At 60.5% G+C, this 14,946-nt stretch carries 12 protein-coding genes; 9 read left to right on the plus strand and 3 right to left on the minus strand.

Annotated elements, in window-relative coordinates:
• Window positions 1-133: 133 nt before the first annotated feature.
• Window positions 134-874: a FadR/GntR family transcriptional regulator gene (locus tag C3Y91_RS08410; protein ID WP_018071239.1), complete on the plus strand. Its 741-nt coding sequence runs from the start codon at window positions 134-136 to the stop codon at window positions 872-874.
• 31 nt (window positions 875-905) lie between these two features.
• On the opposite strand, the gene C3Y91_RS08415 is transcribed toward C3Y91_RS08410, so the two are convergent.
• Entirely contained in the window at window positions 906-4,193 is a 3,288-nt protein-coding gene (locus C3Y91_RS08415) for a GH36-type glycosyl hydrolase domain-containing protein (protein ID WP_168575241.1), read from the minus strand.
• A gap of 343 nt (window positions 4,194-4,536) precedes the next feature.
• On the opposite strand from C3Y91_RS08415, the gene C3Y91_RS08420 reads away from it, so the two are divergent.
• Window positions 4,537-5,205 (plus strand): hypothetical protein, encoded by a 669-nt coding sequence (locus C3Y91_RS08420; RefSeq protein ID WP_130687745.1) that lies wholly within the window; start codon window positions 4,537-4,539, stop codon window positions 5,203-5,205.
• Between the two features lie 359 nt (window positions 5,206-5,564).
• Complete coding sequence (locus C3Y91_RS38685) at window positions 5,565-5,906, plus strand: hypothetical protein (protein ID WP_392397615.1); 342 nt, start codon at window positions 5,565-5,567, stop codon at window positions 5,904-5,906.
• 183 nt (window positions 5,907-6,089) lie between these two features.
• Here the strand turns inward: C3Y91_RS38685 and C3Y91_RS08430 are convergent, their stop codons facing one another.
• Window positions 6,090-7,631 (minus strand): DHA2 family efflux MFS transporter permease subunit, encoded by a 1,542-nt coding sequence (locus C3Y91_RS08430; RefSeq protein WP_130775792.1) that lies wholly within the window; start codon window positions 7,629-7,631, stop codon window positions 6,090-6,092.
• 267 nt (window positions 7,632-7,898) lie between these two features.
• Entirely contained in the window at window positions 7,899-8,807 is a 909-nt protein-coding gene (locus C3Y91_RS08435) for a flagellin N-terminal helical domain-containing protein (protein WP_018071234.1), read from the minus strand.
• Between the two features lie 310 nt (window positions 8,808-9,117).
• Here C3Y91_RS08435 and C3Y91_RS08440 point away from each other — a divergent pair, with 310 nt between their 5' ends.
• The 6 genes from C3Y91_RS08440 to C3Y91_RS08465 are packed head-to-tail and all read left to right on the plus strand — an operon-like array spanning window position 9,118 to window position 14,929.
• A complete protein-coding gene (locus tag C3Y91_RS08440; RefSeq protein ID WP_018071233.1) occupies window positions 9,118-10,809 on the plus strand; it encodes an ABC transporter substrate-binding protein in 1,692 nt (563 codons plus the stop codon).
• 20 nt (window positions 10,810-10,829) lie between these two features.
• On the plus strand, window positions 10,830-11,810 hold the full coding sequence (locus C3Y91_RS08445) for an ABC transporter permease (protein WP_168575242.1): 981 nt from the start codon (window positions 10,830-10,832) through the stop codon (window positions 11,808-11,810).
• On the plus strand, window positions 11,810-12,712 hold the full coding sequence (locus C3Y91_RS08450; RefSeq protein WP_024320095.1) for an ABC transporter permease: 903 nt from the start codon (window positions 11,810-11,812) through the stop codon (window positions 12,710-12,712). Before C3Y91_RS08445 ends, C3Y91_RS08450 begins: the two co-directional genes overlap by 1 nt.
• Window positions 12,709-13,524, plus strand: a complete 816-nt coding sequence (locus C3Y91_RS08455) for an ABC transporter ATP-binding protein (RefSeq protein ID WP_168575243.1) — start codon at window positions 12,709-12,711, stop codon at window positions 13,522-13,524. The genes C3Y91_RS08450 and C3Y91_RS08455 overlap by 4 nt, the downstream gene beginning before the upstream one ends.
• The gene (locus C3Y91_RS08460) at window positions 13,521-14,447 is read left to right on the plus strand and encodes an ABC transporter ATP-binding protein (protein ID WP_130657292.1); all 927 of its coding nucleotides are present in this window, start codon (window positions 13,521-13,523) and stop codon (window positions 14,445-14,447) included. The genes C3Y91_RS08455 and C3Y91_RS08460 overlap by 4 nt, the downstream gene beginning before the upstream one ends.
• Before the next feature lie 11 nt (window positions 14,448-14,458).
• Window positions 14,459-14,929, plus strand: a complete 471-nt coding sequence (locus tag C3Y91_RS08465; RefSeq protein ID WP_130657293.1) for a GNAT family N-acetyltransferase — start codon at window positions 14,459-14,461, stop codon at window positions 14,927-14,929.
• Window positions 14,930-14,946: the final 17 nt, after the last annotated feature.

Below are 14,946 nucleotides of genomic sequence, written 5' to 3' on the forward strand. Positions count from 1 at the left end.
GATTCAGATTTTAGGCCGACCCGGCCTAAAATCATCCTGTTCTAGGGCTGCTGCCCACCGCATCGGCGTGGAGGGAATGCGAACAGGAAACGGGGTCGGCGCAGCCGCCTCAACACCAGGATTTCGAAACAGGATGGCAGATAGGGACAACGCAGTCGTCAATACCATTCAGCAGGCGCCGAACCTGCGCAGCTACCTTGCCGATATGTTGACGGCGCAAATCGAGTCCGGCGACCTGAAGCCCGGCCAGCGCCTGCCGACCGAGCAGGCGATCATGACGGCGACCGGCGTCAGCCGAACGATCGTTCGCGAAGCGCTCGCCGCGCTGCGCGCGAAGGGGTTGATCACCACGCGGCAAGGCCTTGGGGCTTTCGTCTCGAACGATCCGACGCCCAGATCCTTCTCGATCATTCCGAACGACCTGCAGTCGATCGACGAGGTTCTGCGCGTGCTGGAGCTGCGCATGGGGATCGAATACGAAGCCGCCGGTCTTGCCGCGCTGCGGCGCACGCAGGAGGACATCGACCGCATGCAGGACCGTCTCGATGCCCTCGACAAGGCGCTCGAGGAGGGTGGATATGGTGCGCAAGAGGACTACGCCTTCCACAGATCCATCCTGGTCGCAACGCAGAACTCCTATTACGGCCGCCTCTTCGACACGTTCGGCAACATTATGGTGCCGCGGCAATGGGCACGCTTGGACAAGATGACATCAGTCGAGCGCAAGCGCCATGCGGCGCGCATGCGCAGGGAACACCATGCCATATTCGCGGCGATCCGCGACCGCGACGAACCTGCCGCGCGCCGCGCCATCCGAAGCCACCTGTCGAAAAGTGCCGCACGCTTCGAGGAGCTGCGCGACGCTACCGCATAATGCCGCGGTGCGCGGAGCGCGCGCGCACGCGTCACACCTCAGGCTTCGGCTTCATCAGCCGCCGCCAGGCGGCATGGTCGGTGTGCAGATCGGCAGAGGCGTGGATCGCGGGAAGAAGCGGTTTGCGTTTGCGCCGGCCGAAGCGCCGTTTGAAGCCGAGGATATTTTCGACGAAGCTTCTGGTGTAGAGCCCGGGGCCGCTTGAATAGATGCGCCATCCACCGTCGACGGCGGTCTCTCCCGCCTTGACGCGCTCCCATTCGGCCGTTGCCTGATAACGGTCATGAAACGCTGCATCGCTGCTGCTGAAATAGGTATTGCGCTGGCGCAGCGATGCATGCGGCAGCGCTGATGTGACTGAAATCGGATTGACGACGGCGATCGCCTTCCAGAGCTCTTCCGCCTCGGCCTCCAGCGCCAGCGTTTCGCAGTAGCGCAGATGCGCATGCACATACATCAGCCCGATCTCGCGACCGAAGAAGGAGGAGGATTCGGCGCGGCGAAACAGCGTCTCGGGGCCGCCGGCATAGGTCGCGGGCTTCTCCATCAGCCGCACGCCGTCGGGAAACAGCAGATGATCTTCGATCAGCTTCATATGATCGCCTCTCTGAGCCGGCGTGAACAGCCCGCCAAGCATCGCCTGCGTCATCGAGATCAACGAAAAATGCAGGCCGGTGCGCTGGTCGCTCGGGTGCAGCAGCAATTCGACGCCGTCATGGCTGGGATCGAAGATACCGTAGCCGGCAACGACGCCGTCACGCACGAGATGGCGGTTGAAATCCCGGCGCATCGCCGTTGCGATCTTCCTTAAGCCCTTGGCCTTGTTGCCATGACCGAGGCGGCGCAGGATCGCGGAATAACGGACGATCTGCTCGTAGAGCAGGGCAACGGTCCAACTGCTGACCATCCAGTCGCGCAGATGCGGATCGGCCGGCTGCAGGGAATCGTTCCAGTCTCCCTCGCCATAGCGGATCAGATGCGTTCCCGGGATGAAAGCTTCGCGAACGGTATCGAGCAGCTTCTCGACATGGATCGCAATGGTGTCGGGCTCCGGCGCCCTGGCCATCGTCTTTTCATCGCGCCAGGAGACTTTCTCGTCGAGAATGGCGAGATCGCCGGTCGCTTCGATATAGTCGCAGAGCGCCTTCAGCGGCCAGACGACGATGTCGCCGTGACTATCGCCCGCCCGGATATTGGCATAGGGCTCCAGCATGAACCATTGCGGCCAGTCGCCTTTGTCAAGGTATTGTTCGCTGAAGACGGTCTTCAGCACCTCCTTGGCCTCGCGGTCATGCTCATAGGCGAGCAGGAATTCGATCGGGCCCTGGCAGGCGTCGCGTGTGCCCCAGGCCGCACCCGTATATTGCTCGAGGCCGTGCGGTACGCTCAGATGCACGATCGCGTCATGCGCAAGCCAGGGCAGCAGGGTCGTCTGCGCGGCAAGGTCGGGCGAGGTGCTGCCGATCGTTATGCCGCGCACAGCGTTCCGCCAGAATTTTGATGCCGGTGCAAGCATGGCTTCATCGGTGACGCCCGCCTCATAACGCTGCGCCAGTCGTTCGGCTTCCGCCGCATCGGTCATCGAGCCGACGACGGCAAAGGAGAGCGCCTGTGTCGGCCGGGATCTGAGCGCGACGAAGGCGCCGTTGCGCGCAATCCCATCACTGTAGAGCAGTTCGTCGCCGCCGATCTCATCGATGGCATCGGGCGTCGAACTCACCAGCCAATAGCCGGCATCGGGATAACGCTCGCCCCAGAGCCAGGCCGGGTCCGGCCGGAAAAGCATGCGTTTTCCTGGCGTGTCGAATTCGATCTGCCCACCCGCGTCATATTCGCGCTCGCCGAGGACGATGTGACCGAACACCAGGAAGCGGCAGGGCTTGCCCTCGACGGAGATGGTCCACTGCATCGCCGCATCCTCGCCGGAGGCGACCGCCGACACGATGATCGTGCATTCGGGGAGGCGATAGATCCAGCGGCAATCGCTGAGCCCCATTTCGAAAGCCGACGGCACCGCCAGAAGCTGCCAGCCGGCGCCGACATCCGCCATGATGCGCAGCCCGCTTGCGCGCGTCAGATTGTAGGGGTCACGGGAGACGGAAAAGAGCTTGTGAAAGGAGGTGTTGCCGATCGTCAGCTGGGCCGCGAAAATGCCCTGCATCCAGCAGGTCGCGGCAAGCGTCGCATCATCGAGCAGCATATTCTCACCGCTGCGGACGATCGCGCCGTGACGGCGCGCTACCAGGAGTTCCTTTTCGCGCAACACGACATGGCGGTTCAAGGCGCCGTCCGGCACGAAAAACGAAAGCAGCTTTCCCTCAGCGCGCTCTTCCAGGCTCCGCTCCGGATAAAGCTGGCCGATCGCCTTCTTATCAAGCGCCTCGGCCTTCAGCAGAGGGGCATCCTGCAGCAGGCTGCGGACCGGCGCCGCCTCTGCTATATCGGCTGCCACACCTTTTATCGTTACCAGCCCGTCGAGCCACGAAAGATCGGCATCGCTCGACGCCTCGGGATGATCGGCGGCGAAGACGGCAAAGAAGGTCGCGGTCGCGCCGCTTGCCGGCACGGAGAGCGGTCTCGACTGGATGGCGGGACATGCCGTCTCCTGCTGCCGCCGTTTGCTCGGCAGGCTGGTGCCGAAAGGCCCGACCAGCAGATCGCCGAGGCGGTCGCTCGCCTGCACCAGCTGGATCGCATCCGTGGCATAGGCAGCCGCCCCATCGAGACAGCCCTGGACGAGCCAGGGAATGCGGGCACCTGCCTGCTTGAGATTTTGCCGGTTCATCACGACGGGACCGAATGTCTGGTGATCGGCGATGTGATGATCGACATATTGCGACGCATAGGCTTCGCTGTTCATCAGGAAACCGCGATCGCCGAGACCGACGTCCTGGATCAGCACCAGATCGACCGGCAGCGTTCCATCCTTCAGATGCCGGATGGAGACACGCCAGAACCAGGCCGTTTCGGCGGGATGAAGCTCGAGGCGGACATTGTAGCCGATATCGCCTCTCTTGCCGCTCCAGGAGAAGCTCGTCGCATCGTGCCCGAAACTGCCATTGGCGCGCGGCCCGACAATCTCGACGACGTCAGGTTTCGCGCCACCAACGCGCAGATAGAGGCGACCGATGCCGCCGACGAGCGGCGAGCCCTGTATCTGGTTGATCTGCACCGATCCCAGAGCGTCGGCATATTCGATGGCAAACAGCGTGCCGTTCGGCAGGGCCGATATCGACAGGCCGGAACCGTTGCTGATCGTGCAGAGACCAAGCTCTTCGCGGCGAGGCATTGGGAAACTGCGATTAAGGTCCGAGGGCATTGGGATCTCGTGGATTGGCTTCAGAAGGGAACTGGAGGATGACGCAAAATGGTTGAGAGAAATCTTACCACTATCGCCGGTTCTCGGTTAGGTCCTTGAAAGACAGGCCAGCCGATATCACTTTATGTTCAATTCGAAAGTTGCACCGAGAGGTCATTGCCAAGGCGCCAAAGGAACTGAGGTCGCCGGTGACGATGATGCCGTCAGGTTGCTCAATGGCGCCACACGGCGGGAACGGAGTTCCCTATCATTTAAGTTCAAGGCAAACTGGGACGGAAAGCGCTGATTCCGTCTGTGCATGCTTCTTGACGCAACTCGCAGCTCCCATTCAACGAGGTGACTATTGACGCAGTTCTTCGAAACCACTCAAGGGATCATGGCAATGGGAGCGTTCATCGCCGCTGGCGGTTTAGCCGCTGGCTCCTTGCTTCCCATCGTCATTCGACTTGCGAAGTCTGGGATCAACCGGCGCCCGAAAGCCGAGGTTAGAAACCTAGCGATGCTGACGGTGCTGGCCCTAGACGATTTTGTCGGAGCCAGCTATGCGGCCGTTCACGACATGCCCGAATTCAATCCTATGGATGAAGGCGAATTCGCGTTTCACGTTCGCGATCCAACCCTTGCACTTCCGCAGGACGCAAACTGGGGGCTTTTTAATACCGAGCTTTCAGAAGAAATTTTGTGGTTGTCGAACCGAGTGAAGACCCTTTCTTATGCGTTGGATAGTCTCGACCTTTCCAGGCCCGGATACGATGGCTTCTTCGAGCGACGCCAAGAAGGTTATGCTGGTCTGGCGGCTGAAGCGATGGACATTATTGAGCGTATGCTCGAAGAGTTTGACCTCACCCTGCCTGCCAAGCCAGATTATTATCGCCAGCGGGAAGGTCTCGTTTCAGCTATCCAAAAGGCTGGAGAAAACAACCCGCGGCGCCCAAAGGCGCGCACTCTCGCGCACCCGAGTGGGTCAAATGTGCTGCAACTGTTCCCAAAGGCGAACGACGACGCCGAGTAAAATCAAGCGAAATCGTCGAACCCGATCAAAGGCATCGCGTCCTCACGCATGGCCTCTTCTCCACTGGATGGCTCGTTTCATTGCGGCCTAGTCCGCAGCCTTCAAGATGCCATCCTCTACGGACTATTTTCGGCTGGATGGTCCGCTATTGCATAGCTGCATTGCACAAAAAATGTTTTCCAACTGGTCAAAAAAGGAGCATAGTGATCACAGCTGATGCAACACGACGGCTTTCCTCCCAGTTCCGTCGTTTCAGCTGTTCCCCTCTGGAGGTTTATACCTTCACAATTAATGGGCCACGGTTCTCCGTCGGCCCTCTTTTTTTGTCTGCGAAAATCACGCGTTGCCGCCGGGTTTGATTGACCGGCTCCAATTCCCCGGGGAGCGCCCCTTTTGTTGCTCAAAGCGCCAAAACCAACGAGTCGGCAGGCGATTTGAAGTGGCGCTGCCAATGGTCGTTTATGCATGAGCGAAATTTACTGGCATTGCAGGAACGGTCGCGATTGCCGCATAAAGCAGTCCAAAACCTCTCAAACACTTTCCTCCCAACCTTAGCAGCGGCCTCTTCGCCATCGTTGATCGGTCTTTTTGTGACTAAAGATTTCGGCCTGGTCATCGGGATTTTCGCTGCTTTGCTGCTGTTGGCAGGTGCTGCAGCCTATTTCATCGATGCCGAGACGCGCAGTGCTAAGCTGGCCTAGAAGCCGTTTGGCCGATGCGTTGGGCTTCCATCTCAGGATCGCGGGGTAGGGTTCTGGCCACCTTGTCGCAGAATAAATTTTTGGGGCGAAGACTGACAACTGGTGGCGCTATTGCCGTCTCGGCTCCAGGTTTTTCAACAACTTAGTTGATTCTCTTTAGAGCGGTTTCGTCAACCCTGGTTTTCACGTTGACGTTGGCCGCCTGGCAAAGGGCACTGAGAGCAGGGCGCAGCCGGTCAGGACGGCGACGATCATCCAGGCTTCGTTGATCGCCTGGACACTTGCCGCTGTCTGGACCAGCGGATCGAGTAGCGCCATGGTATCCGCATCGAAGCTGCCACTATGCCCCGATATGGTCTGAAGAGGTGCGCCGACGAATGTCCCAGCCTCGATGTCGCCGGTTTGAAGACGGGTCCAGAGGGCTTGTCCGAGCGGTTCCGAGCGCGTGTAGATGATGGTGTCGATCAGCGCGATGCCGATGGCCCCGCCGAGATTGCGCATCAGGTTGAAAAGACCGCTCGCATCGGGAATGCGATCTGCCGGAAGTGTGCCGAGCGCCAACCGCGTCGGCGGCAGCAGGCAGAACATGATGGCGACGCCGCGCACGACCTGCGGCCAGAACATCGCGTCATAGTCCGTGCGAGGATCCTGAAACGCGCTCATCCCGACACCGATCGCAAATAGCGCGAAACCGGCAGCCGACAGCAGCCGCGCATCCATACGCTTCTCCAGCGCGACCGCAATCGGCGCCGTGACCAGTTGCGCGATGCCGGTGACCAGCATCGTCATGCCGATTTGGAGAGCGTCGTGTCCCCTGATGAAAGCGAGAAAGACCGGCATGAGATAGACCGAGCCGAAGAGGCCGATGCCGAGCACGAAGCTCAGAACCGAGCCGACGAGAAAGTTCCGATCGCCGAAATTGCCAAGATCGACGATCGGCCGGTTTCTGCGCAGCGTTCGCCAGACGAAGACGCCTCCCGATGCAAGGCAGGCCGTTAGCAGGCTGAGGACATAGGCCGAGATCCAGCCGCTCGTCGGCGCCTCTTTCAGGCTGAGTTCCAGGCTCGTCAGCGCGGTCGCCATCAGCAGAAGCGACAGGCCGTCGAGATGCCTGAGTTCGGACAGATCGGTCGCTTGCCGCGGCAGGAAGCGTGCCGCCAGGATTGCCGAGACGATACCGGGGATGATGTTGATCAGGAACAGCCAGTGCCAGGAATAGGTCTCAGTCAGCCATCCGCCGACGATCGGTCCGACGGTCGGTGCCAGCACCGCAAGAACGCCGGCAATCGTCGTTGCAAGCGCCTGCCGCTCGTTCGGGAACAGGATGAACACGGCTGAAAAAACCGATGGGATCAGCGTTCCTCCGGAAAAACCCTGCAGCACCCGCCAAGCCACCAACTCACCGAAGCTGCCGCTCGCCGCACAGCCGGCGGAGGCTGCGACGAACAGGCTGATGGCGGTAACGAACAGCCACCGCATCGTCAGCAACCGGGTCAAGAAGCCGGTGAGTGGGATCGCGACCACTTCGGCGATGAGATAGGCCGTCTGTATCCAGCTCATCTGATCCGGATCGATGCCGAGCGCGGACTGGATAGTCGGCAGCGATGTCGCCACCACCTGGACGTCGAGGATCGCCATGAACATGCCGACACACATCGCCATGAAGCCGAGCCAGACGATGGCGGGCGTTTCGTCAGGACGGGCAGATTCAAGTCGTTCCGACATGCGATGATCCCGCGCGCTGCGTTCTCCGCCTCGGGTGCGAAGACTAAGGCCGATCGTGGTTGCGATCGAGACGACGGACAGCATTGCTCAGAAGTGAACCGCGATTTCGCCGATCGCGACACCATAGTTCGGATGAGGACGGAAGCGATAGGGACCCGCCGGCACAAATTTGCAGGAGTGAGTTGAACGCGATCGAGCCTGACCGGGAAGGCCAGGCTCGATCGTGTGATCAACGGATTTGGTCCGAGCGTCCTATCTGTCCTGCGCTTAGCTGCGGAAGAGCGACAGGATATTCTGGGACGACGAATTGGCGATCGATAGCGACTGGATCGCAAGCTGCTGTTGTGTTTGCAAGGCGGAGAGTTTGCTCGACTCCTCCTCCATGTCGGCATCGACCAGCCGGCCCACACCCGAGTCGATCGAATCGGATAGCGCACCGACGAAGTCTTCCTGCAGATCGATGCGCGTCGAGATTGAACCGAGTTGCGCACCGGCGGAGGTCATTGCCGACAGTGCGGATTCGATGGTCGACAGCGCCGACTGGATCTGACCGGTGGTGAAGTCGGTGATGTCAAGCGAATAGACGGAATCGCCATTTGCATCCACCGTTCCGAGGATGCCGGACGCGGTATCGATCGTCCCGCTGCTCATGCCGAACAACACATTGCCCGTGGAGCTGGTATCCAGAGCGTATTCCGTCATTTTAACGGAAACGGCGCCCGAGCCGTCGCGAACGAAGGACGATACGACACTTTTCGTGCCATCCGCGCCGGCGACCCAGTTTTCACCCGAGAACGACGCCGACTGGGCAATGCTCAGCAGCTGTTCCTGAAGCTGACTGATTTCTTCCTGGACCTTGGACTTGTCGACACCGTCTTCGGTCGCTGCGACGAGCTTGGATTTGATCTCGTCGACGACGTCGATCGCATTGTCCATGGCCGTATAGGCAGTATCGACCTTTGCTGCGCCGAGGCCAAGGGCGTCGGACACGGCCGAGAGCGCCTTGTTGTCGGACCGCATCGTGGTTGCGATCGACCAGTAAGCGGCGTTATCGGATGCTGTATCGACCCGATAACCGGTAGAAACACTATTCTGTGTCGTTTCGAGATTGGAGTTGATGCTGCGCAGCGTCTGAAGGGCAGACATCGCTGAATTGTTCGTATTGATGCTCGTCATGGGAAATTCGACCCGCTCTTAGAAGTTGGATGTGTTGCATCCCGGGTGACATCCCGGCCGTGGCGAGCAGCCTCATGCTTATCGACCAATGTTCGAGCAGGTCGATTCGCCATCGTTGAAATAATTATGGTACTTAAAGGTACATTAATTATTAACGCCGGAATTATCCTTACAAAACAACACAGGTAGCCGGCCCGGAGGCCGTTGCAAAAAGTTTGAGATCGCCAATTGACGTGTCGGCAGGAAACTGACTATCAATATTAAATCAATTTGATTGACTTCAAAAATAAGCAACAAGGGGAACGATGGAATGAGATTGAGCAAGAGTGCAATCCGCAACAATTCCATGCGCGCTGGCTTGGCGGCGGCAACCGCTCTGACGGCGCTCGTCGTTTTTGGGACGGGTGGTGCAGCCGCAGAGTCGGTGCTGACGATGCATATCGAGGAGCAGAGCAGCTGGGTTCAGAACTTCAATCCGTTCGACCTTGCCGGCCGCCGGCAGAGCACGATGGATTTCATCTACGAGCCCCTGGTGATCTTCAATGCCGAGGATGGTGGCAAGCCGGTGTTTCGCCTGGCGACCAGCTATAAATTCTCCGATGACATGAAGTCGATCACCTACGAGCTTCGCCCCGGCGTCAAATGGTCCGACGGGCAGCCGCTGACCTCGGCCGACATGAAATACACAATCGATCTGATGCTGAAGAACGCCGCGCTCGACACGGTCGGCGTCGGCGAGACCGTTGCCTCCGTCGAGGCGCCGTCGGCGACCGAGGTCAAGATCAATCTGAAGGCCATGAACTCCGATTTCCCGGAATCGCTTGCCGACCTCGCCGTCGTTCCCGAGCATATCTGGAAGGACGTTTCCGATCCGGTCGCCTTCAAGAACGAGAAGCCGGTCGGTTCCGGGCCGATGACAGAGCTGCGCCGGTTCACGCCGCAGGTCTACGAGCAATGCCGCAACCCGAACTACTGGGATGCCGCCTCACTGCATGTCGATTGCCTCAGGCTGCCGCAGATCTCCGGCAACGACCAGATGCTTGCCATCCTGCCGGAGGGCAATATGGACTGGATCGGATCCTTCATTCCGCAAATCGACAAGACCTTCGTCGCGCTCGATCCGGATCACAACGGCTACTGGCAGCCGCCGGCCGAGACCGTCGCCTTCCAGATGAACTTCAAGAGCGGCAATGAAGGCAACCTCGAGGCCTACAAGGACCTGAACTTCCGCCATGCCTTCAGCCTTGCCATGGACCGCACGTCGATGGTCGATATTGCGGGCTTCGGCTATCCCGTCGTCAATGAGCATGCGTCCGGCCTGCCGCCGCGTTTTGAGAGCTGGCGCAACAAGGATGCCGAGGGCGACAAGGATGCCTTCATGGGCTTCGATACCGAGAAGGCCAACAAGATTCTCGATGATGCCGGCTACAAGAAGGGTGCCGACGGCTTCCGCGCGACGCCGAGCGGCAAGCCGATCGCCTTCCCGATCATCGTTCCGAATGGCTGGACGGACTGGATCGACGCCGTTCAGATCGCCGTCGAAGGACTGCGTGCCGCCGGCATCAACGCATCCGTCACCACGCCCGAATATGAGCAGTGGCGCAAGCAGATCCTCGACGGCAGCTTCGAGGTCGTCATGAACTCCCGCGCCGATGCCGCAACGCCGTTCCGCGGCTATTACCAGAACCTTTCGACCGCCTATGGCGGGCGCATCACCGGCGCGCCCTCGCGTTATTCGAACCCGAAGCTGGACGCCCTTTTCGATCAGTATCTGAAGGCGACGTCGGAGGACGATCACAAGAAAATCTTCAACGACATCCAGCTGCTGGTCGCCGACGACTTCCCCGTTGTGCCTGTCTTCAACGGGCCGACCTGGTATCAGTTCTCGAGCAAGCGCTTCACCGGCTGGGTCACCGACAAGGATCCCGTCATGAATCCGGAGGATCATGACAATAACCGCATGCGCCTGATGCATCTGCTGCGCCTCACCCCGGTCCAATAAACCTCGCGGGAGGTGCAGACATGCGTGTTTCGAGCCGGCGCCTCGGCGTCTATGCAGTCGCCTTGGCGTTTGCGATCGTCGTGAACTTCATTCTTCCCCGGCTTATGCCGGGGAGCCCCGTCGATGCCATGGTTGCCCAACTCGGCCCGCGGGCAACCCCGGCCGCGATCGGGGCGATCAAAGCGCGCTTCGGCGCGGTCGACCAGCCGATGCTCTGGCAGTTCGTCGATTACGTGAAGGGGTTGGCGACCCTCGATCTCGGCGTCTCGGTCAAATATTATCCCCAGACCGTCGCCCAGGTTCTCGGCCGTTCGACGCTCTGGACGGTCTTCCTTGTCACCACCGCGATCATCTTTTCGCTCTGCGTCGGCGTCGTGCTGGGCGCGATCTCGGCTTGGCGCCGCGGCGGACGCTTCGACACGATCGTCTCGCCGCTTTCCGTGATCATGATTTCGGTGCCGCCCGTTATCGTGGCGCTGACGACTTTGTTCGTCTTTGCGGTCTCGCTGCGCTGGTTTCCGGTCGGCTACGCCTATGATCCGAACCTCGATCCCGCCTTCAATTTCACCTTCGTTGGCAGCGTGTTCATGCATGCCATCCTGCCGGTCCTGACGCTTTCGCCATTCCTGATCGGCGAATTCCAGACGACGATGCGCTCGTCGATGATCTCGGTGCTCGGCGAAGATTACGTGACCATGGGCCGTGCCAAGGGGCTCAGCCACCTTCAGGTCATGTTCGGCTACGGCGCGCGCAATGCCATGCTTCCCGTTTTGACCAACCTGGCGCTGATGCTCGGCGCCGTCTTCGGCGGTTCGATCGTCACCGAGATCGTCTTCAACTATCCCGGATTGGGGCTAACGCTTTATACCGCGAGCATCGCCCGCGATTACCCCGTCATCCAGGGACAGTTGCTGCTGATGACGCTCGCAACGCTCGGCGCCAATTTCCTCGTCGACATCATCTACGGGCTCGTCGATCCGAGATTGCGGGAGGCGGTCTAATGAACTTCGGGCTAAGGTCTGTCCTCAACCAGAAGAAGGCGCTGGCCGGCCTCGTCATCATTGCGGTCCTGTGGCTGATGGCGCTGTTTGCGCCGGTCGTTGCGCCCGGCGAGCCCGGCGCGCGTGTCGGTCGCTCGCATCAGCCACCGTCGATCGAACATGTCATGGGCACGACGAAGATGGGGCGGGATGTCTATCGCCAGTTCGTCTGGGGCGCTCGCAGCTCGCTCTCCGTCGGTTTTGCCACGGGCATTGCCATCACCGTTCTCGGCACGGCCATCGGCCTCATCGCCGGTTATGTCGGAGGCAGAACCGATGCGGTGCTCGACCTTGCGACCAATGCCGTCCTGGTCATCCCGAACATGCCGCTTTTGATCCTGCTCGCCTCCTTCGCCGGCACCGTGGGGCCGATGACCATCATGACGATCATCGCGCTGACCTCCTGGCCCTGGGGCGCCCGCATGACGCGGTCGCAGACGATGGCGCTTCGCAATCGCGATTTCGTCACGGCCTCCCAGATGATCGGAGAGCCGGCCTGGCGTATCATCTTCGTGGAAATCCTGCCGAACCTGACGACGCTGATCGGCATCAATCTCGTCGGCAGCATCATCTACGCCATCGTTGCCCAGACGACGCTTGAATATCTCGGCTTCGGCGATCCCCTGAAAGTCTCCTGGGGCACGATGCTCTACAATGCCCAGAATTCTTCGGCAATCATGGTCGGCGCATGGTGGGATATCGGCGTGCCGGCGCTCGGCATCGCGGTGACGGGGCTTGGCCTTGCGCTTTTGAATTTCACCTTCGACGAGATCGCCAACCCGCAGCTTCGCTCCGGCCCGGCGCTGACGCGCTGGTTCCGTCTCACCCGCGCCCGCAACCGGGAACTGGAGCTCGGCCGATGAGCGACAATCTTCTGGAAATCGACAAGCTCAACGTCGACTACCTCGTCGACAAGGGAGAGTTCCGCGCCGTGAAGGATGTCTCTTTCAATATCGGCCGCGGCGAGATCTTCGGGCTCGCCGGCGAATCCGGTTGCGGCAAGAGCACGATTGCCTATGCCATCACCCGTCTTTCCAAGGCACCCGCCTGGATCAGCGGCGGCAGCATAAGGCTCGATGGACAGGATCTTTTGAGGCTGCCGGAACGCGAGTTGCAGAGAATCCGCTGGAAGCGCATCGGCATGGTCTTCCAGAGCGCGATGAATTCGCTCAATCCGCTGATGCGGGTCGAGGCGCAGTTCCATGACGTTCTGCGCCGGCACACCGGTTGCTCGCATGAGGAATCAAGGGCTCGGGCTGAGGAGATGTTCCGTCTCGTCGGCATTCCCACGCATCGCATCGGCGATTACCCGCACCAGTTCTCCGGTGGCATGCGCCAGCGCATCGTCATCGCCATCTGCCTGGCGCTGAGGCCCGAGCTTATCATCATGGACGAGCCGACGACCGCCCTCGACGTGGTCGTGCAGCGGGAGATCCTCGAGCAGGTCCTCGACCTGCAGCGGACCTATGGTTTCTCGGTGCTCTTCATCACCCATGACCTGCATCTGATGGCGCAGCTCTGCCAGCGCATCGGCGTCATGCTGAAGGGCGAACTCGTCGAAGTCGGCGAGGTGCGCCAGGTCGCAGAGGCGCCGCTGCACGATTACACCCGCAAGCTTTGGAATGCCATTCCCCAGCTTCCAGGCAATCCGCATCACTCGGGAGCCTTGGCATGAAGGCGGAGGCAAATCCTGTTGTCACCGACGCCGTGATCCGGCTCGAAAATATCCAGCGTAATTTCGGCCCGGTACACGCGTTGAAAGGTGTGTCCTTCTCGCTTTTTCCCGGTCGGGCATTGGCGCTGGTCGGCGAATCCGGCTGCGGCAAGACGACCTGCGCCCGCATCATTGCGCGCTTGGACAAGCCGACGGGCGGCAGGCTGTTTTTCCGCGGGCAGGACCTGACCGCCCGCGGCGAGGCGAAGGATGAGCATCAGTACCGCAGGGCGGTACAGATGGTCTTCCAGGATCCGTTCTCGTCGCTCAATCCGGCCTTTACGGTCAGCCATCATCTGGCGCGGCCGCTGCAATTGCATCGACAGAGCGGCTCCAGGACGGATCTTGCCGAAGAGATTGCCCGCCTGCTGACAAGCGTCGGGCTGGAGCCCGATTTGACCAGGCAGAAATTCCCGCATGAGCTCTCGGGCGGCCAGCGGCAGCGGGTGAATATCGCGCGGGCGCTAGCCGTTGCGCCGAGCGTGCTGGTGGCCGATGAGCCGACCTCGATGCTCGATGTCTCCATCCGCAAGGACATTCTCCATCTGCTCGCGACAGTGAAACGCGAAAACGACCTTGCCATGCTCTATATCACGCACGACATCGCAACGGCAGCGCACGTGGCCGAAGAGATCGTCGTCATGTTCGCCGGCCAGATGGTCGAATGGGGCGACACCGATACGGTTCTGTCCGATCCGCGCCATCCCTATACAAGATTGCTGCTTTCAGCCGTTCCGGACGGCAGCAGACCCTTCGTGACCGGCGGAAGCGCACGTTTCCTCGAACAGGCGGAAAAGGTACGCTCGCTCAGCCGTCCTGAATCGACTGTCATCGAGCAGGTCGGCTCCAACCATTTCATGCGCGCACTCGGCGTTTCCAGCTGAAGGATGGCAAAATGGATTATCTCGTCAACCTCTCCACCCTGCCGCAAGACACGCAGTCGGCCGAACGAATGGCCAGCGAGGGCGTGACGATCCGCCGGGCCTTGCCGCCGGAATTCCGGCTGATCACCGGCTGGATCGCAGAACAATTCGGCGAGGGATGGGCGAGCGAGGCCTCCGTCGCGATGACCCGCCAGCCGCCGAGCTGTTTCATCGCCACACGCGAGCAGAAGCTCGTCGGTTTTTCCTGCCATGAAGCCACGGCGCGCGGCTTCTTCGGACCGACCGGCGTCGACGAAGGCCTTCGCGGGCTCGGCATCGGCCGGGCATTGCTTTTTGCCAGCCTGAACGACCTGAAAGCGATGGGCTATGCCTATGCGATCATCGGCGACGTCGGCCCCTCTGCCTTTTACGAAAAGGCGGTCGGGGCCATGCCGATCCCCAATTCCGCTCCCGGCATTTACGCCGGAATGCTCAAGAGCTGATTTTCAAAAGGCCCGAT

Origin of the sequence: Rhizobium ruizarguesonis, assembly GCF_012349115.1 — a bacterium.
Taxonomy (GTDB): Bacteria; Pseudomonadota; Alphaproteobacteria; order Rhizobiales; family Rhizobiaceae; genus Rhizobium; species Rhizobium ruizarguesonis.